The sequence below is a fragment of the Synechococcus sp. CS-1332 genome, assembly GCF_025127995.1.
Classification (GTDB): domain Bacteria; phylum Cyanobacteriota; class Cyanobacteriia; order PCC-6307; family Cyanobiaceae; genus Cyanobium.
The window spans coordinates 46,333-69,715 of sequence record NZ_JAHLYP010000020.1; the positions used below are offsets into that span (position 1 = coordinate 46,333).

A 23,383-nucleotide genomic window follows, 5' to 3' on the forward strand; every position below is an offset into this window, starting at 1 on the left:
ACCGGTTGCCCTCACCTGCCTTGCTGCCACTCCCCTTTGCCATTCTCTCCGACCGCCGTCTCGACTGCCGCCCCGCCCAGCGGATCCGGCCCGACCACCGGCCAGTCCCGGCGCTGGCAGCGGTGGCCACGGGGGTGGCGATGGGCGCTCCCGGGGACCCTTGGAGCGCTGGCCATCCTGGGGCTGTTGACGCCACTGGGTGCTGCGGCGGCCATCCCCACGACCGCTGCGCCGTCAGTGGCAGCAGACCAGGAACCCCGGGGTCCTGCCGTAGACGGGGCAGAGACCGGAGCCTCCGGGCCGCCGCAGGAGTCCGAAGAACCGCCACCAATCCTCAGCGACAAGGCGTTCGCCGACCTGCTGCGCGACGGTGACCTGGAGCAGCTCGACGTGGCCTGTCGCCAGAGCGCCGAGGCCGATCTGGGTGAGCGCCTGAGGCAATTACAGCAACGGTTGCTGACACTCCATCCGGCCCCCCAGCCCCTGGAGGTGGTGCTGGCCAACGCCGACGTGCTGCTGAGCTGCCGGGCGCCCAGCGAGGCCATGGACGTGCTGAACCGCTTCGGGCCGGCCGCCGGAGCCGAGCGGATCCAGTGGTTGCAGCTGCAGTGGCGCGCTGCCTCGGCGGGGCTGGACCATCGCCGGGCGGCCCTGGCCCTGGAGCGGCTGCGGCAGGAGAGCGGAACGTCCCTGGATGGCATCGCCCTGCCGCTGCAACGCCAGGAGGATGGCACCGTGATCAGTCGCTCCGCGCTGGAACTGCTGGCTCTGCATCTCGAATCGCGGGGCTTCCCCCGGGTTGGCGGCGACCTGCTGGTGCGGGCCCGCCAGGGTGGCCTGGCGGGGGCCCTGCGTCTGCAGCAGGCGGTGGGGTTGCTGGTGGAACTGCCGGCGCCTGAGCGGGAGGCCCTGCTGGAGGCGGCCCTCGACCAGGCGGCGGCGGCGGGGGCCTGGGGCCTGGTGGCGGAGCTGCTGGACACCCAGGCCGCCTTGCCCTCCGGGCGGGCCGTGGAGCGCCGCCTGCGGCTCAGCGGCCGCATCGACGACGCCTACGGGGAATGGCGCTGGCGGCGCGAGGATCCGGCTTCGGCCCCGCGCGCCCGCCAACTGGAGATCCAGCTGCGTTCCCCCCGCGACCCTGGCGGCCATGCCGCCGATCTCCCGGTGCCGGCGACGGAACCGGCCCCGACCACGACGCCCGCCCCATGACCCTCATTCCTGCCACCGGCCGCCTCCTCTACGAAGGCAAGGCGAAGCGGGTCTATGCCACCGACCAGGACGACCTGGTGGCCGTGGAATACAAGGACGACGCCACGGCCTTCAATGCCCTCAAGAAGGCCCAGCTGCTCGGCAAGGGGGCCCTCAACTGCCGCATCTCCGCTTTGCTGTTCGAGCACCTGGAGCGGCTGGGGGTGCCCACCCACTACCTGGGCCTGCAGGGGGATCACTGGATGCTGGTGCGGCCGGTGAGGGTGGTGCCGGTGGAGGTGGTGGTGCGGAACGTGGCCGCCGGTTCCCTCTGCCGCCAGATGCCGATCGCAGCGGGCACCCCCCTGGATCCGCCCCTGCTCGATCTGTACTACAAGGACGACGCCCTGGGCGATCCCCTGCTGAGTGAGGCGCGGCTGGAGCGCCTCCAGCTGGTGACGCCCGACCAGCTGGAGGCGATCAGGGACCTGGCCTTCCGCGTCAACGGCGGCCTGCGTGCGCTTTTCGCCCAGGTGGGGCTCGACCTGGTGGATTTCAAGATCGAACTGGGCTTCACCAGCACGGGCGAATTGGTGGTGGCTGACGAGATCAGCCCCGACACCTGCCGCCTGTGGAACCGATCGGTGAGCGACGTCGAGGCGAGGATTCTGGACAAGGACCGTTTCCGCCAGGACCTGGGCGGAGTTGTCGAGGCCTACGGGGAGGTCCTCAAACGGGTCCAAGGGGTCTGTCCCGAACCGCGGGTCTACGGGTAAGGTCAGCGGAATTTGCGGCCTGGCCGCTCTGCAGACGACATCCATGATTGGCGTTCGCCTCGGCAGGCCCCACATCCTTCGAAGCGTCACGCCCCGGGCGGCGACCGCCTCCTTGCCACTGCTCGTGGCCCTGGTGCTGGCAGGCGGCCAGGCCAGGGCGGTCGAGACTCCCCCTACCAAGCGCGAGGGTCAGGCCCCGGTGCCCTCGCTGGCTCAGGCTGGCGCCGATCCTTTCGCTGCCCCGGCCGACGTCGCCCCTGCCCCCACCGGCACCCCAGCAGCACCCGCCCCCGGAGCCAGCCCAGCCACCCCCGCCACTCCAACTCCAGCCACTCCAGCCCCAGCTACCCCTGGCGCCCCCGCCGCCAGCGACGACCGGCCCGGCAAGCCCGCCCTCGGACCAGCCCCCTCCCCCGCCGCATCAACCGAGCCCCGGGTGCTGATCAGCGAGGTGGTGATCGAAGGCCTGGCGGATCATCCGGAGCGTGAGCGGCTGGAGTTGGCTGCCTATGCCGTCATGGCGGTGACACCCGGCAACGCGATCACCCGCAGCGAACTGGAAACGGATCTGCAGGCCATCTACGCCACTGGCTGGTTCTCGGACGTCCGGATCCAGCCCCAGGACGGCCCCCTTGGGGTGAGGCTGGTGGTCTCGGTGGTGCCCAACCCAGTGCTCACCAAAGTGAGCCTCGATCCCGTCGACGCCAAGCTGCCCGACACGGTGCTGCAGGACACCTTCGCCGGTGACTACGGCAAGACCCTCAACCTGGTCACCCTGCAGGGCCGCATGCAGGAACTGCAGAAGTGGTATGCCGACCAGGGCTTCTCCCTGGCCCGCGTCACCGGCCCCTCCCGGGTCGGCCCCGATGGCGACGTCCAGTTACTGGTGCGCCAGGGCACGGTCAAGGGTGTGGAGGTGCAGTTCCTCAACAAGGAGGGATCGGCCACCAACGACAAGGGCCAGCCGATCAAGGGCAAGACCAAGGAGTGGGTGATCACCCGGGAGATTTCGATCAAGACCGGCGAGGTCTTCAACCGCCGCAACCTCGAGGACGACCTCAAACGGCTCTATGGCACCGGCCTGTTCAGCGACGTCAAGGTAACCCTGCGTCCTGAACCGGAGGATCCCGGCTCGGTCGTGATTGTGCTGGGGGTCGTCGAGCAGTCGACCGGTTCCCTCTCCGGTGGTCTGGGCTACAGCCAGAGCCAGGGTGTCTTCGGCCAGATCCAGGTGCAGGACAGCAACCTGTTCGGCCGCGCCTGGGACCTCTCCACCAGCTTCACCTACGGGCAGTTCGGCGGCCTGGCCGATATCTCCTTCAGCGACCCCTGGATCAAGGGGGACCGGTTCCGGACCGCCTTCCGCTTCAAGGCCTTCATCAGCCGGGACGCCCCCCAGGTGTTCCAGAGCCAGAACAACGGCAACATCTTCACCGTCTCCGACTTCTACCAGGCCCCTGGTACCCAGGTCGCCTACAACATCTTCTCGCCGATCAACCCCCTCGGGGATGTCTTCCCGTCGGTGACGGCGGCCCGCATCGCCGCCGAAACCACCGGTCAGAACCTCAGCTGGTTCCAGTTCGACGGCAACAGCGTGCTGATCCAGCGCGTCGGCGCCAACGTTCAGTTCGTGCGGCCCCTCAACGGCGGCAACCCCTTCAAGCGGGCCCCCTGGACCGTGCTGCTGGGTCTGACCGGCCAGGTGGCCACGCCGATGGACTTCTCCGGCACCTCCCGCCGCTTCGGTCTGGCCACCCCGAACGAGGCCACCGCACTCTTCACCGCTCCCACCAACTCGATCATCTGCCTGGCCTACAACTGCGCCGCCCGCAACCAGTTGCTGGGCCTGCGGTTGGCGGCAACGATGAGCACCCTCAACGATCCCCGCAACCCCACCAAGGGCAACTTCCTCAGCCTCGGCACCGAACAGTTCTTCTCAGTGGGTCCCGACTCGCCCACCTTCAACCGACTGCGGGGCAGCTTCACCCATTACATCCCGGTCCGCTGGCTGAAGTTCTACAAGGGGTGCCGGCCCAAAGCCGGCGAGACCGAAGACTGCAAACAGGCCCTGGCCTTCCAGGTGTCCGCCGGCACGGTGATCGGCGATCTGCCCCCCTATGAAGCCTTCTGCCTGGGCGGCGGCAACTCGGTGCGGGGTTACTTCGACTGCGATCTTGGCGTGGGCCGCAGTTTCGGCGAGGCCACGATCGAATACCGATTCCCCCTGTTCAGCATCGTCAGCGGCGAGCTGTTCGTCGATGGCGGCACCACCTTCGGCAGCCAGACGAAAGTGCCCGGCAACCTGGGCGGTCTGCTCAACAAGCCTGGCTCCGGCTTCTCGATCGGCACCGGCCTGATCGTCACCACCCCGGTCGGCCCCCTGCGACTGGAAGTGGCGAGCCAGGACTTCACTGGCGAATGGCGCTTCAACCTCGGCGTGGGCTGGAAGTTCTAGTGACCAGCTGGCCCAGCGACTACCGCCAGGCCTGGACCCTCCGCTCCTCCGTGGAGCGCACCGGGGTCGGGCTGCACAGCGGCGCCATCTCCCGCGTCCGCCTCGGCCCCTCGGAGCGTCCTGGCTACTGGCTGGGCTGGCTGGACGCCCCGCAACGCCCCCTGCAGCAACTCGGCCCCGAGCAGGTGAGCGACACCCGCCTCTGCACCTGCCTGCAGCTGGGGGATCGTCGCCTGGCGACGGTGGAGCACCTGCTCGCGGCCCTCGCCGGCACCGGCGTCAGCCAGGCGGAGCTGCTGGTGGAGGGGGAGGAGATCCCCCTGCTGGACGGCTCGGGGCTTCCCTGGGTCGAAGCCATCAGCGAGGCGGGGCTCTGCAGCCAGGGTGAGCGCCTCGAGCCCCCCCTGCCGTCCCTGCCCCTCACCCTTCACCAAGGCCAGAGTTTCGTGGTAGCCCTGCCGAGCGACCGGCTGCGCCTGGCGGCGGCCATCGACTTTCCCCAGGCGGCCATCGGCCGCCAGCTCTACGCCCTGGATCTCACCCCAGAGAGCTTCGTGGCGGAGATCGCTCCGGCCCGCACCTTCGGCTTCCGGGAGCAGGTGGAGCAGCTGCTGGCCGCAGGGCTGATCCGCGGCGGTGCCCTCGACAATGCCCTGGTCTGCGACGGTGATGGCTGGGTCAATCCACCACTGCGCTTCAGCGACGAACCGGTGCGCCATAAGCTGCTGGATCTGCTGGGAGATCTGGCGTTGGTGGGCCTTCCCCGGGCCCACGTCTTCGCCTACCGCGGTTCCCATGGCCTGCACACCGCCATGGCCGCGGCCCTTGCGGCCCAGGCGCCCCGCCTGCCCGTGCCCGTCCCGATCCACTGATTCCTTGACCGTTCTCCCCTCCGCCGCTCCCCAGGCCGCCACGGCCGCCTGCCCCGCCGCCGACCCGGCGCGGGCCGTGGTGCTCAGCAGCGAACAGATCCTCAACCTGCTCCCCCATCGCTACCCCTTCGCCCTGGTGGATCGGGTGATTGAGTACGTCCCAGGCAAGCGGGCGGTGGCGCTCAAGAACGTCACCTTCAACGAACCGCAGTTCCAGGGCCATTTTCCCGGCCGCCCCTTGATGCCCGGCGTCCTGATCGTCGAGGCCATGGCCCAGGTGGGGGGCCTGATCGTCACCCAGATGCCCGATCTGCCCAAGGGCCTGTTCGTTTTCGCGGGCATCGACGGTGTACGTTTCCGGCGGCCCGTGGTACCCGGCGATCAGCTCCTGATCACCTGCGAACTGCTCAGCCTCAAGCGCAAGCGCTTCGGCAAGGTGCACGCCACCGCCACGGTCGATGGCGAGCGGGTTTGCTCGGGCGAGCTGATGTTCTCGCTCGTGGACTGACGCGATGTCGAGTACTGCCATGACGACATCCGTGCATCCCACGGCCCTGGTCGATCCCCGGGCCCGATTGTCCCCCGGTGTGGAGATCGGTCCCTATTCCGTCATCGGTCCGGAGGTGGAGATCGGCGAAGGCAGTCGCATCGGTCCCCATGTCGTGATCGACGGGCGGGTGCGGATGGGCAAGGGCAACCGGATCTTTCCGGGGGCCTGCATCGGCCTTGAACCCCAGGATCTCAAGTACGGCGGTGCCCCTACCGAAGTGGTGATGGGGGACGAGAACACGATCCGGGAGTGCGTCACCATCAACCGGGCCACGGCCGAAGGGGAGAGCACTGTCCTCGGCAACGGCAACCTGTTGATGGCCTATAGCCACATCGGCCACAACTGCCAGCTCTCCGACCGCATCGTGATCGCCAACGGTGTGGCTGTGGCGGGTCACGTGGTGATCGGGGACCGCGCCGTGATCGGCGGCGTGCTCGGGATCCACCAGTTCGTCCACATCGGCAGTCTGGCGATGGTGGGCGGCATGAGCCGGATTGATCGGGATGTGCCCCCCTTCATGACGGTGGAAGGCCATCCCGGCCGCATCCGGGGCCTGAACCGTGTCGGACTGCGCCGCAGCGGTGTGGCCCAGCTGGACGACGGCGCCCAGTTCCGCCAGCTGCAGGATCTCTGGACCCTCATCTACCGCAGCGATCTGGTGTTGGCGACCGCCCTGCGGCAGGCGCGGGAGCGTCCCCTGCTGGCCGCGGCCGATGAGCTGTGCGCCTTTCTGGAGGCCTCGGTGGGGCCGGGCCGGCGCGGACCGCTGCCGGCCCAGCGCTGATGGTGCGATTGCTGGTCAGCACCGGTGAAGTCTCCGGTGATCTGCAGGGATCCCTGCTGGTCAAGGCCCTGCACGAGGAGGCCGCCCTCCGTGGCCTGCCCCTGGATGTGGTGGCCCTCGGGGGTAGCCGTATGGAGCGGGCCGGGGCCCAGCTGCTGGCCGACACCACCAAGCTGGGGGCCATTGGGCTGTGGGAACCGATTCCCCTGGTCCTTCCCACCCTCAAGCTGCAGGCCCGGGTGCGCCGCTGGCTGCGCCAGCACCCCCCCGATGCGGTGGTGCTGATCGATTACATGGGGGCGAACGTGAACCTGGGTCTGCGCCTGCGGCGGCTCTACCCCACTGTGCCCATCACCTATTACATCGCCCCCCAGGAGTGGGCCTTCCGCCTCGGCGACGGTGGTACCACTCGGCTGATCGGTTTCACTGACAGGATCCTGGCGATCTTCCCAGAAGAGGCCAGCTTCTACGCCGCACGCGGTGCCCAGGTCACCTGGGTGGGCCATCCCCTGATCGACACCCTCCAGCAGCGGCCCTCTCGCCAGGAGGCCCGCCAGCAGCTGGGCCTGCCCCAGGAGGCGCCGGTGCTGCTGATGCTGCCCGCCTCGCGGCGGCAGGAGCTGCGCTACGTGCTGCCTCCCATGGCCGAGGCGGTGGCCCTGCTGCAGCGGCAGCGTCCCGATCTGCAGGTGCTGCTGCCCGCGGGCCTGCCCGGGTTCGAGGCGGTCCTGGGCGACACCATGCAGGAGGCCGGGATCACGGCCGTGCGGGTGATCCCGGCCGGGGAGGCCGATGGGCTGCGGCCCCTGCTCTGTGCCGCCGCCGATGCCGCTCTCACCAAGTCCGGCACCGCCAACCTGGAACTGGCCTTGCGGGGGGTGCCCCAGGTGACCGGTTACCGGGTGAGCCGGCCCACGGCGTTTCTGGCCAAACATGTGATCCACTTCAATGTGGCGCACATCTCCCCGGTGAACCTGGTGCTCGGTGAACGGCTTGTGCCTGAACTGCTGCAGGACGACTTCACCCCGGACGCCATCCTCGCGGCCCTGCTGCCCCTGTTCGATCCCGCCTCAGGCGCACGCGAGCGGGTGCAGGAGGGCTACGTTCGTCTACGGCAGAAGCTCGGAGAGCCAGGCGTCACCCGCCGGGCGGCGACGGCGATTCTGGAACCGTTCTTCTGACGAAGCCGATGCGACTGATTGCGCTGCTGCTGGGGCTGCTGCTCGCCCTGGGAGGCCCGGTGGCTCCGGCCCTGGCGGCCACTGAGGAGGCTGTTCTGGCGGGAGGGTGCTTCTGGTGCCTGGAGCACGATCTCGAGGTGCTCCCTGGCGTCCTCGATGTGGAAAGCGGCTACAGCGGTGGCAAGAGCGCCAACCCCACCTACAAGCAGGTCTCGGCTGGGGGAAGCGGCCATCAGGAGGTGGTGCGGGTGCGCTTCGACAACACCGAGATCCGCTACGACACCTTGTTGCGGGCCTACTGGCGCAACATCGACCCCCTCGATGGTGGCGGTCAGTTCTGCGACCGCGGCGATTCCTACCGGCCGGTGATCTTCACCACCAGCGCCAATCAGGCCGTGGAGGCCCGCAACAGCCTGGTGGCGGCGGCCCGGGAGCTGGGCAAGCCTGCAGCCGCACTCAAGGTGGCCATCCGGCCCCTGGCCAAGTTCTGGCCGGCGGAGGGCTATCACCAGAATTACGCCAAGCGCAATAGCGTTAGGTACAACTACTACCGCTGGTCCTGTGGGCGCGACCGGCGCCTGGACGCGGTCTGGGGTCGACGGGCCCGCAGCAGCCAGCGCTGGCAGGGCAGCTGAGTCGAACCCCACCGGATGATGCAGACACGGTGCTTTCCCACCCTGTCGCGACCCCGAAGAATGCCCTAGCGTTTGACCGTTCTAGGGAGGTCTTCTATATGTATCTGCTGACCATCCGTGACGGTCTGCAGACGCGCCATATCGGGCCCTACGCGAGCCCCAGGCAGGCGTCCGACGACCTCGACAAGCTGCAGGCCAGCTTTGGTGAGAAGGCCACCTGGCAGATCCATCGCCTCGAATCTCCCGCTGAGCTCCATGTCCATGTGAGCGGCAGGGGGGACATCGAGCCGGTGGCGGTCTGAGCTTCAGGCCCGGGGCGGGGTGCGGGGATAGCCGCGCAGCAGTCCGCTTTCGATCATCAGGCCCACCCCCGCATTGATCAGGATCAACCCAAGGGCGCCGTACCAGACCCAAGGCCCTGCCTCCGGCAACGTCTGCCCCTGATCAGCGGAGGCTGCTAGGGCCGACCAGGTCTGGATGCCCTTGCGAATCACCCCCTCCCCAAACAGGCAGAGCCCTGCAGGGAGCAGGAGCACACCGAGCTGGGCCTTCACGTACCAGCGGATCTTGTGAACGGCCATGGAGCGATGCGTTGTCTGGTCTGGGGGCAAACCTAGGCCGGCCCCCACAGACGCCTGGGGCGGGGTGGGCCGGTCAGCTGGCGGCACCCGCCACCAGCCAGGCCACCAGGGTGCGCACCCCGAAGCCAGTGGCCCCCGCAGGATCCAGCCCCCGGGACTTATCGCTCCAGACGGTCCCGGCGATGTCGAGGTGGGCCCAGGGCAGACCCTTGGTAACGAAGTCTTGCAGGAAAAGGGCGGCAGTGATCGAGCCCCCCGGCCGCGGCCCGGTGTTCTTCAGGTCGGCGATGTGGCTCTTGAGCCCTTTCTTGTAGGAGCCGCGCAGGGGCATGCGCCAGAAGGCCTCACCGCCGGCGTTTCCGGCTTGGAGAAGGGCGTCGGCCAGGCCGTCGCTGGGGGACCAGAGCCCGGCGATTTCCTCGCCGAGGGCGATCACGCAGGCCCCGGTGAGGGTGGCGAGATCGACGATGGCATCCGGCTCCAGGCCGCAGGCATAGACCAGAGCATCGGCCAGGGTGAGCCGCCCCTCCGCATCGGTGTTGTTGATTTCAATGGTCTTGCCATTGGAGGCGGTGAGCACGTCTCCCGGATGGATGGCGCCGCCACTGATCATGTTTTCGCAGCTGGCCACGATCACGTGCACCTCCAGCCCGGCGGGCCGGATCTCACCAATGGCTCGGGCGGCCCCCAGCACCGCGGCGCTGCCGCCCATGTCGTACTTCATCATCTCGATCTGGGAACCGGCCGTCTTGAGGTTGTAGCCGCCGGAATCGAAGGTGAGCCCTTTGCCCACCAGCACGACCCGCCGCGTCACCTCGCCGGTGGGCCGGTAGGTGAGATGGATGAATTTGGGGGGCAGGTCCGACCCCTGGGCTACCCCCAGATAGGCCCCCATGCCCAGGGCCTCGCAGTCGTCCCGCTCCAGCACCTTGAGCTCGAGTCCGAAAGCGTCGGCGATGGCGGCGGCCTCCTCGGCCAGGAACTGGGGGGTCGCGCTGTTCGGCGGTGCCGCCACCAGACGGCGGGCCAGTTCGACACCGCTGCAGGTCGCCGCCACGTTGGCCAGGCCCGCCTCTGCCCCTGCCGCAACTCCGAGCAGGGTCACCAGGGAGGGAAGGGACGGCGGTTCCGCCTCGCTCTTGAAGCGCTGGTCGGCGTAGAGCCCGAGCCGCACGGCTTCGGCCATGGCGGCCACGGCCGCCGTCGGCTCGAGGCCCTCGACCGGGAACAGCAGGCCGAGCTCCACGGCACCCGCTGTGGCGGCGGCGCGGGCCGCTCCGGCACTGGACTGCCGCAAAGCCTCCAGGCCGAACTCCGCCGGATCCCCCAGACCCACCAGGATCAGGCTGGCCGGCGAGCCGCCTGGCCGCTCCAGGGTGATGGTCTGTCCTGGCTTGCCCTCGAACCGGCGGCGCTGCAGCAAGCCTTCGAACCCCTCGCCCACCAGCTCCTCGGCCAGGGCCCGACCGCTGCCCGCGGCGGGGGCGAACAAGCCCACCACCAAGGTGTCACCCGCCCAGGTCTCCTTGAGAGCTCCGGTGACGGCAAGACAGCAAAACTCCATGGACCCAGCGCAGGCGACCCATGATCGTAGCCAGCCTGGCCCTGCCCTTCAGGCGGGGTCGGCCGTGAACGGCGTGGCCCATCGCTCCCGGGTCTCCTTGTTGAACGGGGGCAGCCAGCGCCGGATCAGGGCCTGCTCCAGGGCCCGGCGCGGGGACACCGCCGCCGGCACATCGCTCCAGAAGCGGATGCACGGCCGCGCCTCCAGGCCCACCCGTGCCAAGGCCTCGCCATAGGCCGCCAGGTACCCCTTGCAGTCGTGGTCGCCCTTCCAGCGCTGGTCGGCCCGCCCTGTCTCGCCGACGTAGAGCAGCAACGGCACAGGCAGCCCTGCAGGACGGTCCATCACCAGGTAGAGGGCCGCCCCCCGCTGGGGGAGTCGGGGCCAGCGCCAGAAGGAGAGGCTCTGGGGGCTGAGGCTGAGGGGATCGAAGCGGCGCGCCAGCTCGAGGGGATCGCCCGGATCGGCGGCAACGGGGAAGAGCTGCCCCTGTAGCAAGGGGGCGGCCCCGCCAGGAATGGCATCGGCGTAGAGCGGCCCCTGGTGCTCGGCCAGCCGGCCCTGCCAGGTGAGCAACTGCTGTCGCATCAGGGGGAGCTCCGGCGACGGCGAGGCACTGGCTGCTCCTGCCGCAGCTGCGACGGCGGCCGTGAACAGTTCCCCCTGCCGGCTCATGGGGCCGGCCTCCGGGACGGCGGCAGCACCGGTCCGGGGGTGGCGGCGTAGCGGAACCGACCGATCCAGCGTTCGGCCAGGTCGGCGGGCAGCTGCAGCCGCTGCTGCAGATCGGCCAGGTCCCGAAAGGGCTCCCGGGCCCGCTCCAGCAGCAACCGCCGGCAGCGCTCCGGCCCCAGGCCAAGACGCTCCCGCAGCAAGCCTTCGGAGGCCTGGTTGATCGACAGGGGAGCCGGCAGCTGGTCAGGCCCGGGATCCCCGTGCCGCTTAAAACGAAGCACCGGCAGCCAGATCAGCACCTGCTCGGTGGGGACCTGCAGCGCCCCGGCCAGCTCCCCGGGGCCGCGCCACTGGATGCCGTCGCGCTGCAGTCGGATCAGTCGATCCACCAGATCGGGCCGGCAGCCCGGCAGGCGCAGCCAATCGCCGGCAGCGGCAAGGTTGACCTCGAGCGTCCAGCCCAGGGCGGCGGCGTGACGCACTTCAGCGGCATCACGAAGCCGCAGGCCGGGGTTCTGGGCAAGCTTGAGGGCGAGCAATTCCCTTTCCACCGCCTCGTCGGCCTCACCGGCGAGGACGGAGGGGGCGGCTGGTGGGGGCGGCGGCAGCTGCCCGGTGGCCACCAGCAGCCGGCGAGCCAGGGGATCCAGCCAGTGGCGCCCTGCCATGGAGGCCCACCTATCCGCACGTCAGATCTGAAACTAGCGGTTGCTTCCGGGTCTGGGCCAGTCGACCAGACCCAGCTGCAGGCCGGCGACCACCGCCTGGATGCGACCGCGGACCCGCAGCTTGAGGAGCACGTTGCGCACGTGGGTCTTCACCGTGTCGACCGACACCATCAGGTCGCCGGCGATCTCGGAATTGCTCAGGCCCCGCACGACCCGCTCCAGTACCTGCCGCTCCCGGGCACTGAGCCGCTCGTGGCCGCTGCCGGTCTGCTGCCCCGTGCGTAAGGCGCCGACCAGGGACCGATCCAGGTACATCCCGCCGCCGAGCACGGTCTGCAGGGCCTGCAGACCAGAGCCGGGCAACAGCCGCGACTCCGGCACGATGCCGTCGCAACCGGCGCGCAGGGCCGCCTGGATCAGGGCGAGTCGATGCTCCTGGGAAAGAATCAGCAGGGTGCGGACCTCGGGATGGCTGCGCTTGACCTGCACCACCAGGTCGACGCCACAGCCCTCCTCCAACCGGTCGCTGACCAGGAGCAGGGTGGGTTGGTGCTGGCGCACCAGGGCCAGCCCTTCGGCGGCAGTGGTGGCGGCACCCAGGACCCGGGCAGGGGTACCCACCAGCAGGGCCACCTGGGCCCGGCTGCCCAGGCAGAGCACCAGCCGGACACCGTTGAGCAGAACCAGTCCCTGGGTGACGTCGTCGCGCACCTGGGACAGCAGGGGGGTGAGGTCCACGGGAACAGAGGGCGCCGCCGCACCGCTGATGGGGGTCCATTTTCATCAGGTGCTGCGATGCAATTCGGTAGCGGCCGTGGCGAGGCGTGGGCCGGGATACGTGGATCGATACGTGGATCCGCACTCCCCAGGCGCCCCAGGCCTCTGCAGAATCGATCTCTCAAGCAGCTCGGAGCCGACGTCCCCATGGCTTTCTTCGACTCCGAGATCGTCCAGGACGAGGCCAAGCGTCTGTTCACCGATTACCAGCAGCTGATGCAGCTGGGCGGCGAGTACGGCAAGTTCGACCGCGAGGGCAAGAAGCTCTACATCGAACGGATGGAGGAGATGATGGAGCGCTATCAGGTGTTCATGAAGCGCTTCGAGCTCTCGGAAGATTTCCAGGCCAAGCTCACCGTCGAACAGCTCCGCACCCAGCTCGGCCAGTTCGGCCTCACCCCGGAAAAGATGTTCGAGCAGATGACCCTCACCCTCGAGCGCATGAAGAGCCAACTGGAAGCGGCCGGCTGACCCCCCGTGAACGATGTCGTCGTTGTGGGAGCGGGGCTGGCAGGGCTGGTGGCAGCGGGGCAGTTGCAGCGATCCGGCCTGTCGGTGAAAGTGATTGAAGCGGCTCCGGCCGTGGGGGGCCGCATGGTGCGCTCCCCCCTGCAGATGGAAGACGCCCGATCGCCGGCGTGGGTGGATCTGGGCGGCCAGTGGGTGGGACCCAGCCACACCCGGTTCCTGGCCCTGCTCGAGGCCCATGGCCTGCGCCGTTTCCCCTCCCCCCATGACGGGGACACCGTCCTCTGCTTCGGCTCGCACCGCTGCACCTTCAGCGGCTTCTTCCAGGGCTTCCCGGAGGGGCAGCCGCCATCAGTCCCCAGCCGCGACTGGGACGATGCGATGGCGGCCCTGAAGCAGTTCCAGGCGCTGGTGGCGTCCCTGCCCGAGGGCCATCCCCATCACCATCCCGACGCCGCCGAACTCGACCGGCTGAGCTTCCAGGACTGGATCGATGCCCACACCCACACCCCCTTCGCCGCCTGGTACTTCGCCTATTTCTGCCGGGCCGTCGGTTTTCTCGGGCCGGCAGAACCGGACCAGGTGTCGTTGTTGCATGTGGCCTGGGGACAGCGCACGGCGCCCCAGGGGGACCACCCCGAAGAGGACCTGATCCACGGCGGTGCCGGCCAATTGCCGGCGTTGCTGGCCGAAGGACTGGGGGATGCCCTGGTGCTGGGCGAGCCGGTGCGGGCCATCCATCAGGCCGACAGCCCGACTGGCCCTGGCATGGAGGCGGCTGTCGACGTGATCACCGATCGCTCCAGCCATCGCTGCAGGGCCGTGATCGTGGCCATACCACCGGCACTCGCGGGCGCCATCCGCTTCACGCCGGAGTTACCGGCCGACCGGCTCGCCCTCCAGGAGGGGATGGCGATGGGGAACTGCACCAAGGTGCTGATCGCCTACGGACGGCCCTGGTGGCGGGAGGTGGGCCTGTCCGGCATCAGCCTCGGTGATCGGCCCTGGGTGGAGCTGTGCGCCGATAGCTCCGATCCGGAAACGGGCCTGGGGGTGCTCGCCGCCTTCGTGGTGGGTCGCCGCCGGGAGCGCTGGGCGGCCCTGGGAGCAGACCAACGCCGGTCCGCGGTGCTGGAGGATCTGGCCGCCTACTTCGGCCCCAGGGCCTTGGAGCCGCTGGAGTACGTGGAGAAGAACTGGCCCCAGGAACCCTTCATCGGTGGTGCCTTCGCCGCTTGGATGCCCCCCGGGCTGTGGACCCGCAGCGGCGACGCCCTGCTCCGGCCCCACGGCCGGGTGTTCTGGGCCGGCACGGAGGTGGCGGAGCGCTGGCCGGGTTTCTTCGAGGGTGCTGTGGACAGTGGCGAGCGGGCCGCGGCCGCCGTGGCAGCCCTGCTGGGCTGATCAACTGCAGCACCATGGCTGCCTACGATCGCCCCAGGCAGGTAGCTGGCGTTGATGGGCGAAGCAATCCAGGCGAACCAGGAGGAAGCAACGGCCGTTCCGCCCCTGAGCGAAGCCCTGGCCAGGGGCATCGCCGACCTGTTTCCCGCCGGCCGGGATCCCGACCCAGACCAGCGCCTGGAGGCCAGGCTGGCTGAATCGGCACGCCAGGGGCGGCCGCTGCGAGTGAAGCTGGGCATCGACCCCACCGGCAGCGACATCCACCTGGGTCACAGCCTGCTGTTCCGCAAGCTGCGGGCCTTCCAGAACGCCGGCCACACGGCGGTGCTGATCATCGGCGACTTCACGGCCCGCATCGGCGATCCCACCGGCAAGAGCAGCACCCGCGTGCAACTCGACGCGGCGGCGGTGGAGGCCAATGCCGCCACCTATCTGGCCCAGCTGGGCCAGGGTCAGCCCCCCGAGCGGGCCCTGCTCGATTTCGAGACCCCCGGCCGGCTGGAGGTGCGGCGCAACTCCGAGTGGCTCACCGGCCTGGATCTCCCGCAGGTGATCGAGCTGCTGGGGATCGGCACCGTGGGCCAGATGCTGGCCAAGGAGGACTTCGCCAACCGCTACGGCTCGGGAACCCCCATCAGCCTGCACGAGTTCCTCTACCCCCTGCTGCAGGGCTACGACTCGGTGGCGGTGCAGGCCGACCTCGAACTGGGGGGCACCGACCAGAAGTTCAACGTGGCGATGGGGCGCGACATGCAGCGCCATTTCGGCCAGCGCCCCCAGTTCGGCCTGCTGCTGCCGATCCTGCCGGGCCTCGATGGGGTGCAGAAGATGAGCAAGAGCCTGGGCAACACGGTGGGCCTGATCGAAGACCCCCTCTCGATGTACTCCAAGCTCGAGAAGGTCCCGGACGCGGTGGTGGAGGACTACCTCACCCTGCTCACCGACCTGGACACGGCGGCGCTGCCCGAGGGGCCCCGGCAGCGGCAGAAGGCGATGGCGCTCGAGGTGACCGCCACGCGCCATGGACGCGAGGCAGCCGTTCAGGCCCAGGCCGATGCGGCCCGGTTGGTGGCTGCCGGCCTGTCCGGTGCAGGACAGGTTTCGGGTGACTTGAGCGCGGAAAGCGTGCCGGAAGCCTCCCTGGCGGGTCTGGCCTTCCCGCTGAAGGCCTTCTACCTGCTCAGCGCGCTGCAGGTGTGCGCCAGCAGCAGTGAGGGGCGGCGTCAGATCCAGGGGGGCGGCGTGAAGCTGGACGGCGAGAAGCTCAGCGACCCCAACCAGGAATTCAGCAGCCCCCAGGAACTGGCCGGCAAGGTGCTGCAGCTCGGCAGGAAGACCTTCCGGCGGCTGGTGGCCTGATGGCGGACGCCGAACTCCCCACCACGGCCCTGGAGCCCGCCGACCGGATCATCCTGGCCCTCGACCGCGGCCATGCCGAGGAGGCGCTGGCACTGGCAGCGGCGGTTCCGGAGCTGCGCTGGGTGAAGGTGGGCCTGGAGCTGTTCACCGCCGCTGGGCCGGATGTGGTGCGGGAGCTGAGGCGGCGGGGTCTGCGGGTGTTCCTGGACCTGAAGTTCCATGACATCCCCGCCACCATGGCCGGCGCCTGCCGCAGTGCCGCCCGCCTGGGGGCCGAGCTGATCACGGTGCACGCCTGCGCCGGGGGCGAGGCCCTGGCCGCCGCCCAGGCCGCGGCCGTGGAAGGGGCCGCCAGTGAGGGCTTCGGCGCCCCCACCCTGCTGGCGGTGACCGTGCTGACCAGCTGGGATCCCGACCGCTTCCGGCAGGAGCTGGCCATCGCAACACCGCTGGCCCCCTACGCGGCCCAGCTGGCCGCGATGGCGGCGGCGGCGGGCCTCACCGGGGCGGTGTGCTCCCCCTGGGAGGTGGCCGGCCTGCGGGCCGCCCATCCCCGGCCCTTCACCCTGGTGACCCCGGGCATCCGCCCCGCCGGCAGCGCAGCGGCCGATCAGAAACGGGTGATGACACCGCCGGCGGCGATGGCAGCCGGTGCCAGCCACCTGGTGATCGGCCGGCCGATCAGCGGCGCCACCGATCCGGCGGCGGCCTTTGCGGCCTGCTGCGCTGAACTCCAGGGCTCGCCGGGCTGAGCAGGTTCAGAGCGGAACCGGGGCTGTATCCAGTTGCAGGGGGGCCGCCTTGCCGTAGAGCCAGCCCTGACCATGGAGCCAGCCCTGGGAGCTGAGCAGTTGGGCCTCCTCGAGGGTTTCGACCCCCTCAGCCACGGTGTCCAGCTCCAGGCCTTCGGCCACCCCCACCAGCGCCTGGGCCAGCCGCAGGCTCTTGGTGTCCTTGGTTCGCAGGGCGCCGGTGAAGGAGCGATCCAGCTTCAACCCGGCGATCGGCAGATCGCGCAGATGGCTGATCGACGAATAGCCGGTGCCGAAATCATCCACATACCAACGGACCCCGCTGGAGGCCAGCTGCTGGATCTGCTGGCCGATGCGGTCGGTGATGGTGAGCAGGGCCGTTTCGGTGACCTCCAGGTGCAGACGCTCCGGGAGCACCCCGGCGGCCTGCAGGGCTTCGGCCACCAACTGGGGGTAATCGGGCAGGGCGAGGGTGGCCGCCGACACGTTCACCGCCATGGTGAGTGTTGGGGGCAGCCGGGAGAGCGCCGCCAGGGCCTGGCGCAGCACCAGCAGGTCGATGCGGGCGATCAAGCCGCGGCACTCGGCACAGGGCAGGAAATCGGCTGGCGGCACTTCGATGCCATCGGGCCGCACCCAGCGGGCCAGGGCCTCGTAGCCGGTGACCTGGCCGGTGTGGAACGCCACGATCGGCATGAACCAGGCGGCGAACTCCCCCATCACCAGCCCGCGCTGGATCTCGGCCGCGAACAGCAGAAGGGTGTGTGCTTCGGTGGCCAGGGCGTCGTCGAGCAGGGCATAACAGTTGCGGCCCCGGCCCTTGGCCTGACGCATGGCGAGGCTGGCGTCCCGCAGCAGTTCATCGGGGAGAACCCCGGCCCGGGCGGTGGCGATGCCGATGCTCACCGTGGGCTCGATGGGCTGGCCGCCGATGCTGACCGGTGCACGGCAGGCCCTCAGGATCCTCTCGGCCGTGAGGGTGACATCGGCACCCGCATCCGGTTCGCTCAGCAGCACGATGAATTCGTCGCCAGTGCCCCGGCCCACATGCTCGGGGTGGCCGATCGCCCTGACGATCCGCGCCGCCAGCAAAGCGATCAGCTTGTCGCCACCCGCATGGGTGAGGGCATCGTTGACCTGGGTGAGGCCATCGACGCCGATGCTCAGCACCGCGAGGGTCAAACCGGTGCCCTCCAGCCCATCGAGGGCGCGTCGGATGCGATCCAGGGCCACAGAACGCAGGGCCAGGCTGGTGAGGGGGTCGTGCTGAAGCCTGTGATCCAGCTCGACGCGGATCCTCACCTGGTCGTGGATGTCGCGGAAGGACAGCATCAGGGTCCCGGCGTCTTCTCGCGGAAGCGAATGGGCGGTGCCCGTCATCCAGCGCCAGCCGCCGTCGGCGCAGAGGATCCGCAGTTCCTCCCGGAACGATCCCGGGCCTGCAAGCCTGAGGCCGGCGAGCAGGACCTGGCCCCGGTGATCGCGGTGCACCAGGCCGATGGCCGGCTGACCGAGCAGGACGGCGGGCCGCCAGCCGAGCCGGGTTTCGATCGACTCGGAGACCCAGATGATGCGGTGATCGCTGTCCAGTTCGACCACCACATCCGAGCCGTGACGGGCCAGCAGGCGATAGCGCCGTTCCGCCTCCACCAGCTGTTGCTGGATCGCCATCCGATCGGTGACCTCCCGCCAGAGGCAGCACAGCAGACCGTTGGCGAGGAACAGGCGGATCTCGGGCGGATGACTGGGGACAGGCCCCCCATGGCCGGCACCGTGAAGACCTTCGACAACAACCGCCTGGCCCTTCTCCATGACCTGAAGCGCGTGGTCGAAGAGACCGTGGGACGGCTGGACATCCAACAGACGGGCCCCCAGCATCCCGCTGGGCGAGCGGCCATGCAGGGCACTGGCCAGGCCGTTGGCGTAAACACAGACGAAGTCGATGATGGAGCCGGAGGGGTTCTTCTCGGGCACCAGCAGAAGGAATGGATCCGGCAGTGACTCGAAGATCGACTGGCTCCTGGCCCAGGCCGGAGAGCCGCTTGCCACGAGTCCCTTACCAGTCAATCCTGATGAATCACGACCCTCAAGGTGAGGCTCCTGGCCTCCAAAGGTATCGGTGATCACTTCTCTGAGGCGTCGCTGCCGGGAAACCGGATGCAGGAAGGGAAACGTGTCTGAAAAACCCATCGAACCCGTTGACCATCTCCAAGGGGGGTAACGCCGATCTGGGGCAGAAGCGGGAAGGTTATCGAGCGCGTCTGCAGCAAATCTCCTGCAAGTTGCAGAAAAATGCTAGCTGATTCCCTCCCGAAAAGCAGCGAATGCGGCGTGCGTTTGGCGAGGAGTTCGGTTCGCTCCCAGGGAGATGTTGGCGGGTGGTGAACGTTGGGCTTGGGAAGATCGAAGCGGTGAAGGCCACCACCTGGGGTCGATCAGGGGGCGGAAGTCTTCAACGCCAACCCGGCGGATCGGGCCGTCCGCCTGGCAGCGCGACCTTAAGTTGATCACTGGTCTGACCGCTGTGTCAGCCTCCTGGCCCCTCCTCCTTGGCCCGCTCCAGCTGCCGGGCCGCCCAGCGCCCCAGCCGCCCGGAGCCGTCCAGCTGCTGGCGGAGTCGCTCCATCGCAGCGCGCCGTTGCTGCCGCCGCTGCTCCTCGGTGGGGACCCGGTCCTCAAACGGCACGTGGGAGCGCGCCGCCAGCCAGGCCCCCAGCTGGCGCAGGGAGGTCGGATCCGTGGCGTGGTCATCGACACGCAGGGGCGGATCGGGAGGCCGGGTGGCCTGCAGCCGGTAGGAGCGATCCCCATCGGAATCAACCAGCTCGATCAGCTCCAGGGCCCCGGCTTGCCCCAGGGTCCGCAGGCGATGGCCGAAGCGGCGCTGCAGGACCAGACCCCGCGGTTCCAGCCGCCATTCCCGACGCCCGAACGCCATCCACACCTGGGCCCATCCACAGGCCAGGGCCACCAGCGCCAGCGGAATCCCCATCCCCCAGAACCCTGGCCTGGCCGAGCCGCCACTCAGCAACAGGGCAAGCAGGCCCCACAGCACCAGGTTGACCAGGCCTATCACCAGACGATGGCGCCGGCGCAGAGCCGGGTCGGGCACCAGCAGCGAACTGCCGAAAGAAGGGGTGAGCTCCTGCCAGCCGGCCGGCAGAACCGCCACTGCCGGGGGCTGCTCCCGAGCCGAGGCCAGGGCCGGGGCTTCGGGCAGGGGCTGCAGGCCCAGAGCCCGGTTGAGCTGGTCGGCGGCCTCCTGCCGCTGGCTCGGACTGCCGAGACGGGTGATCTCGAGAGAGCGACCGGCCAGCTCAGCCATCAGGGGCCCAGCACCGTTGCCCGTTTCGCGCACATCGAAGCACCGGAGGTCCCGGCGGTGGAGCGCCCGTCGGCGGCGGAAGGGCCCGCGATGGGCCTGCCGCACGAGGCTGCCATCTGCCCCGAGCACCAGCCGATCCTCCGACCAGAGGGCGCCCAGCACCTGCTGCAGGGCGGCAGCACCGCCGAAACTCCACAGGCTCAGCCACACCAGCAGAAACAGCAGCGCCGGCAGGGTCCACTGACCGGTGGCCAGCCCGCTCCCCAGCAGCCGCCACAGGACCCAGAGGGCGAAGATCTCTCCCGCCAGCCAGCCGCAGAGCCAGAACGAGAGGAACGCCGCCACGAAGAAACGGCCGGGTCCGTGGGGGCGAAAGCGGAATGTGGTGGTGCCGATGCCGTCCCTCACCGCCACCCCCGCCCTCGGCTGATGGGCCCATGCTGGCGATGATTAACCGGTGGGGCATCCTCCCGAACACAGGAAGCCCCCGACACCTGGAAAGGAGCCGGGGGCGACGTGATCAGCGGAGCCGTGGCTTCAGCCGACGAACTCGCGGCTGGGGGCGGAGACGCCGGCGGGGGAGGTGCCCTTCAGGTAGGCCAGCATGGTGTCGGCATCGGAGCACTCGAACGGGTCGGTGGGGCAGTTGTCCTCGAGACCGGGCTCCACGCACAGCTTCTCGATCGTGCCGTCGTTGACGAGCATCGAATAGCGCCAGGAGCGCGCACCGAAGCCCAGGTTGCCCTTCTCAACGAGCATGCCCATCTTGCGGCTGAACTCACCGTTGCCGTCGGGGAGCAGGAACACCTTGTCGGCGCCCACCTGCTTGCCCCACTGGTACATCACGAAGGCGTCGTTGACCGACACGCACACGATGCTGTCGACGCCCTGGCCCTTGAACTCCTCGTAGAGGGCCTCGTAACGGGGCAGGTGATTGGAGGAGCAGGTGGGGGTGAAGGCACCGGGAAGAGAGAACACCACCACCTTCTTGCCCTTGAAGATGTCGTCGGTGGTGAGGTCCTGCCAGCGGAAGGGGTTGGGGCCTCCCACGGACTCATCGCGCACACGGGTCTTGAAGACGACGCTGGGGACCTTTTCGAGGAAAGCCATGTGAATGTGTGAAGAACGACTTGACGACGCGCCGCCCGGAGCAGCGATCGCATGGAGCTTAACTCATAATCGGTCCGCCTTAGGGTGGAAACCGGCTGAGTGTTTGTACTCAACACCTCCCCGAATCCGGCCGGGCCATCGCCCTACAGTCCGGCTCGCCAGCACCTCGGCCCACCGCCCCAGCCATGACCCTCTCGATGCACGGGGCGGCCGTTCCGCCCCTGGCCCGCAGCCTGAGCAATCTGGTGGGCATCCTCGCCAAGGCGGCCGCCCACGCCGAAGCCAAGGGGATTGATCCGGCGGTGCTGCTGCAGGCGCGCCTCTACCCCGACATGTTCCCCCTGGTGCGCCAGGTGCAGATCGCCACCGACATCGCCCGCCGCGGCCTGGCCCGGCTGGCCGGGGTCGAGAGCACGGCGATGGCGGACAACGAAGCCAGCTTCGAGGAGCTGATCAGCCGGGTCGAGACGACCCTTGCCAGCCTCGAGGCCTTCTTGCCTGAGCAGATCGACGGCACGGAAGACAAGGCCATCGAGCTGACGATCCGCAGCGAAACTCTCCACTTCAGCGGCCAGACCTTCCTGTTGTTGTTCGTGCTGCCCAACGTCTATTTCCACGTCACCACCGCCTACGACATCCTGCGGCACAACGGCGTGGAGCTCGGCAAGCGGGATTTCCTGGGCGAGCCCTGAGGCCTTCAGGCCAGGGGCCGCCGCAGGGCCGCCGGATCGAGGCCCTCCCGCAGGGCCAGTACCAGGCCAGCCGCCTCCGCGTAGGTGGCGGCCGGGATCACCGCCAGCCCCAGGGCCTCGCCGCTGACCGGCAGCAGGCAGGGATTGCCTTCCACGGCGATCACCGGCACGCCCCGCTCGGCGCAGGCCAGCACCGCCTCGCCGCCTAGGGCTCCGGCCGGGGCCACCACCGCGCCGAGATCGGCGCCATGCAACAGCCCGGTGCCGCTGGCCGGCTCGGGCCGCAGGGAGGGGGCCCGGCTCAGGCCCACCAGCACACACGGCAGGAAGGTGTGGCCCAGCTCCTCCGCCGCCGCCCGCGGATCCAGCCCGGGGTCGGGCGGCAGCGGCGCCAGGGCGGGGGCATGGGCACAGGGCACCCCCAAGTGGCGCACCAGCAGGTGGCTGATCACCGCCTCCGCCCCGGCCAGGGCGTCCACCCCCGTGCCGTGGCGGTAGGCCGCTAAGGCGTCGCTGCCGGGATCCTCGGGGAAGCGGGCCACCACGGCGATGGCCGTGGCCCCGGCGGCCAGCAGTGCTTCGCCGGCCCGCAGCAGGGCGTCGGGGCGGCCCAGAGTGCCCCAGCTGCTGCCGCTGGGGCCGATCGAAAGGCTCACCTCCAGGGGCACATCACTGCTGAGCACCGGGCCAATCGTCAGCCCCAGGCTGGCGCGGCAGGCGTCGATCACCTGGCGGTGGCGCAGCAGCAGCTCCGCTTCGATGCCCGCATCGAACAACACCCCCACCCGCTGGAAGGGCACCGGCGCCAGGGCCAGAACGCCGGCGGCGAAACGGTCGAGGCTCCAGCCCTCCACGTAGTGCAGGCGCCGGTCGCTCCAGTAGAGGGACGCAGCATTCATCACGTTGGGGTGCGTGACCAGGCAACCGCTGGCCGCCGCCAGCAGCCGGGCCGCCGGCAGACCGTCGCCGGCGAAGCCCCCCACGGCGCAGCCCACCCCGGTGGGGATCACCAGCAGGGTGGGCAGGGGCGGGGCCGCCGCGCTCAAGGGCCAGGGGCCGGCGCCGGGGCCACCACGATCCCCTCGAGCCGCAAGCCGCGTTGGGGATCCACCGCCGTGATCGCCCAGCGCAGGGGTTCGGCACCCTCACCGGCCAGGCGGCGGGCCTCCCGCGCCAGTCCCTGCCGCAGCTGGGGCAGCAGCGGACCGGGGGCGGCCTGCAGCCACAGCTCCAGCGGCACCAGGGAACTCACTTCTGGAACTGACCGAACTGGGCCTCGTAGAGGGCGTCCTCCTGGCCGGCCAGCAGGTCGAGGTCCGAGCGCGGATAGGAGACGCACAGGAGGGCATAACCGTTGGCCTGAAGCTCGGCCTTCACGCCCATGGCATCGGGCTGGTGCACTTCACCGCTGCGCAGCAGGGCGGCGCAGGTGGTGCACACCCCCGAGCAGCAGGAGCTGGGCAGGGGCACCCCGGCGGCCTCGGCGGCATTGAGCACTGTCTGGTCGCTGCGGCAGGAAAAGCTGTGGGAGACGCCATCGCGGCTGGCGTTGATCTGAAAAACGGTG

The 23,383-nt window shown here is 69.5% G+C and carries 25 protein-coding genes; 14 read left to right on the top strand and 11 right to left on the bottom strand.

Annotated elements, in window-relative coordinates; translation table 11 throughout:
* The first annotated feature begins 186 nt into the window (after window positions 1-186).
* The 9 genes from KQ305_RS04525 to KQ305_RS04570 all read left to right on the top strand — a co-directional run bounded on the left by KQ305_RS04525 (window position 187) and on the right by KQ305_RS04570 (window position 8,743).
* Window positions 187-1,209 carry a hypothetical protein gene (locus KQ305_RS04525; protein ID WP_259724239.1) on the top strand — a complete coding sequence of 341 codons (1,023 nt, stop codon included), beginning with the start codon at window positions 187-189 and terminating at the stop codon, window positions 1,207-1,209.
* Entirely contained in the window at window positions 1,206-1,964 is a 759-nt protein-coding gene (purC, locus tag KQ305_RS04530) for a phosphoribosylaminoimidazolesuccinocarboxamide synthase (protein WP_259724240.1), read from the top strand. The genes KQ305_RS04525 and purC overlap by 4 nt, the downstream gene beginning before the upstream one ends.
* A 43-nt stretch (window positions 1,965-2,007) precedes the next feature.
* Entirely contained in the window at window positions 2,008-4,419 is a 2,412-nt protein-coding gene (locus KQ305_RS04535) for a BamA/TamA family outer membrane protein (RefSeq protein ID WP_259724241.1), read from the top strand.
* Window positions 4,419-5,291, top strand: a complete 873-nt coding sequence (lpxC, locus tag KQ305_RS04540; RefSeq protein ID WP_259724242.1) for a UDP-3-O-acyl-N-acetylglucosamine deacetylase — start codon at window positions 4,419-4,421, stop codon at window positions 5,289-5,291. Before KQ305_RS04535 ends, lpxC begins: the two co-directional genes overlap by 1 nt.
* A gap of 79 nt (window positions 5,292-5,370) precedes the next feature.
* Complete coding sequence (fabZ, locus tag KQ305_RS04550) at window positions 5,371-5,799, top strand: 3-hydroxyacyl-ACP dehydratase FabZ (RefSeq protein WP_259724284.1); 429 nt, start codon at window positions 5,371-5,373, stop codon at window positions 5,797-5,799.
* A gap of 19 nt (window positions 5,800-5,818) precedes the next feature.
* A complete protein-coding gene (gene lpxA, locus KQ305_RS04555) occupies window positions 5,819-6,625 on the top strand; it encodes an acyl-ACP--UDP-N-acetylglucosamine O-acyltransferase (protein ID WP_259724243.1) in 807 nt (268 codons plus the stop codon).
* A complete protein-coding gene (gene lpxB / locus KQ305_RS04560) occupies window positions 6,625-7,806 on the top strand; it encodes a lipid-A-disaccharide synthase (protein WP_259724244.1) in 1,182 nt (393 codons plus the stop codon). The genes lpxA and lpxB overlap by 1 nt, the downstream gene beginning before the upstream one ends.
* 8 nt (window positions 7,807-7,814) lie before the next feature.
* A complete protein-coding gene (msrA, locus tag KQ305_RS04565; protein WP_259724245.1) occupies window positions 7,815-8,441 on the top strand; it encodes a peptide-methionine (S)-S-oxide reductase MsrA in 627 nt (208 codons plus the stop codon).
* Window positions 8,442-8,539: 98 nt separating this feature from the next.
* On the top strand, window positions 8,540-8,743 hold the full coding sequence (locus tag KQ305_RS04570) for a hypothetical protein (protein ID WP_259724246.1): 204 nt from the start codon (window positions 8,540-8,542) through the stop codon (window positions 8,741-8,743).
* Between the two features lie 3 nt (window positions 8,744-8,746).
* On the opposite strand, the gene KQ305_RS04575 is transcribed toward KQ305_RS04570, so the two are convergent.
* The 5 genes from KQ305_RS04575 to KQ305_RS04595 form a co-directional block, all read right to left on the bottom strand.
* On the bottom strand, window positions 8,747-9,022 hold the full coding sequence (locus tag KQ305_RS04575) for a hypothetical protein (RefSeq protein ID WP_259724247.1): 276 nt from the start codon (window positions 9,020-9,022) through the stop codon (window positions 8,747-8,749).
* A 73-nt stretch (window positions 9,023-9,095) separates the two neighbouring features.
* Window positions 9,096-10,586, bottom strand: a complete 1,491-nt coding sequence (locus KQ305_RS04580) for a leucyl aminopeptidase (RefSeq protein ID WP_259724248.1) — start codon at window positions 10,584-10,586, stop codon at window positions 9,096-9,098.
* 48 nt (window positions 10,587-10,634) lie between these two features.
* Window positions 10,635-11,261, bottom strand: a complete 627-nt coding sequence (locus tag KQ305_RS04585) for a GIY-YIG nuclease family protein (RefSeq protein ID WP_259724249.1) — start codon at window positions 11,259-11,261, stop codon at window positions 10,635-10,637.
* A complete protein-coding gene (locus KQ305_RS04590) occupies window positions 11,258-11,929 on the bottom strand; it encodes a hypothetical protein (protein WP_259724250.1) in 672 nt (223 codons plus the stop codon). The genes KQ305_RS04585 and KQ305_RS04590 overlap by 4 nt, the downstream gene beginning before the upstream one ends.
* A 33-nt stretch (window positions 11,930-11,962) precedes the next feature.
* Window positions 11,963-12,667: a response regulator transcription factor gene (locus KQ305_RS04595; protein ID WP_259724251.1), complete on the bottom strand. Its 705-nt coding sequence runs from the start codon at window positions 12,665-12,667 to the stop codon at window positions 11,963-11,965.
* Between the two features lie 186 nt (window positions 12,668-12,853).
* Between KQ305_RS04595 and KQ305_RS04600 the strand changes: the two genes are divergently transcribed.
* Genes KQ305_RS04600 through pyrF form a run of 4 tightly spaced genes read left to right on the top strand, consistent with a single transcriptional unit; the run spans window position 12,854 to window position 16,689 of the window.
* Window positions 12,854-13,177, top strand: a complete 324-nt coding sequence (locus tag KQ305_RS04600) for a DUF1825 family protein (protein WP_259724252.1) — start codon at window positions 12,854-12,856, stop codon at window positions 13,175-13,177.
* Between the two features lie 6 nt (window positions 13,178-13,183).
* On the top strand, window positions 13,184-14,578 hold the full coding sequence (locus KQ305_RS04605) for a flavin monoamine oxidase family protein (RefSeq protein ID WP_259724253.1): 1,395 nt from the start codon (window positions 13,184-13,186) through the stop codon (window positions 14,576-14,578).
* Window positions 14,579-14,632: 54 nt separating this feature from the next.
* A complete protein-coding gene (tyrS, locus tag KQ305_RS04610) occupies window positions 14,633-15,937 on the top strand; it encodes a tyrosine--tRNA ligase (RefSeq protein WP_259724254.1) in 1,305 nt (434 codons plus the stop codon).
* Window positions 15,937-16,689 (top strand): orotidine-5'-phosphate decarboxylase, encoded by a 753-nt coding sequence (pyrF, locus tag KQ305_RS04615; protein ID WP_259724255.1) that lies wholly within the window; start codon window positions 15,937-15,939, stop codon window positions 16,687-16,689. The genes tyrS and pyrF overlap by 1 nt, the downstream gene beginning before the upstream one ends.
* Before the next feature lie 6 nt (window positions 16,690-16,695).
* Here pyrF and KQ305_RS04620 read toward each other — a convergent pair whose 3' ends face one another.
* From KQ305_RS04620 to KQ305_RS04630, 3 genes are all read right to left on the bottom strand, one after another.
* Window positions 16,696-18,738 (bottom strand): bifunctional diguanylate cyclase/phosphodiesterase, encoded by a 2,043-nt coding sequence (locus tag KQ305_RS04620; RefSeq protein WP_259724256.1) that lies wholly within the window; start codon window positions 18,736-18,738, stop codon window positions 16,696-16,698.
* A 478-nt stretch (window positions 18,739-19,216) separates the two neighbouring features.
* A complete protein-coding gene (locus KQ305_RS04625) occupies window positions 19,217-20,422 on the bottom strand; it encodes a hypothetical protein (RefSeq protein WP_259724257.1) in 1,206 nt (401 codons plus the stop codon).
* Window positions 20,423-20,551: 129 nt separating this feature from the next.
* Window positions 20,552-21,124 (bottom strand): peroxiredoxin, encoded by a 573-nt coding sequence (locus KQ305_RS04630; protein ID WP_259724258.1) that lies wholly within the window; start codon window positions 21,122-21,124, stop codon window positions 20,552-20,554.
* Window positions 21,125-21,309: 185 nt separating this feature from the next.
* On the opposite strand from KQ305_RS04630, the gene KQ305_RS04635 reads away from it, so the two are divergent.
* Window positions 21,310-21,816, top strand: coding sequence for a DUF1993 family protein (locus tag KQ305_RS04635; RefSeq protein WP_259724259.1), 507 nt, complete (start codon window positions 21,310-21,312; stop codon window positions 21,814-21,816).
* 5 nt (window positions 21,817-21,821) lie between these two features.
* On the opposite strand, the gene KQ305_RS04640 is transcribed toward KQ305_RS04635, so the two are convergent.
* The 3 genes from KQ305_RS04640 to KQ305_RS04650 are packed head-to-tail and all read right to left on the bottom strand — an operon-like array spanning window position 21,822 to window position 23,370.
* A complete protein-coding gene (locus KQ305_RS04640) occupies window positions 21,822-22,862 on the bottom strand; it encodes a DUF3326 domain-containing protein (protein WP_259724260.1) in 1,041 nt (346 codons plus the stop codon).
* On the bottom strand, window positions 22,859-23,068 hold the full coding sequence (locus KQ305_RS04645; RefSeq protein WP_259724261.1) for a hypothetical protein: 210 nt from the start codon (window positions 23,066-23,068) through the stop codon (window positions 22,859-22,861). The genes KQ305_RS04640 and KQ305_RS04645 overlap by 4 nt, the downstream gene beginning before the upstream one ends.
* Window positions 23,065-23,370: a 2Fe-2S iron-sulfur cluster-binding protein gene (locus tag KQ305_RS04650; protein ID WP_259724285.1), complete on the bottom strand. Its 306-nt coding sequence runs from the start codon at window positions 23,368-23,370 to the stop codon at window positions 23,065-23,067. Before KQ305_RS04650 ends, KQ305_RS04645 begins: the two co-directional genes overlap by 4 nt.
* Window positions 23,371-23,383: the final 13 nt, after the last annotated feature.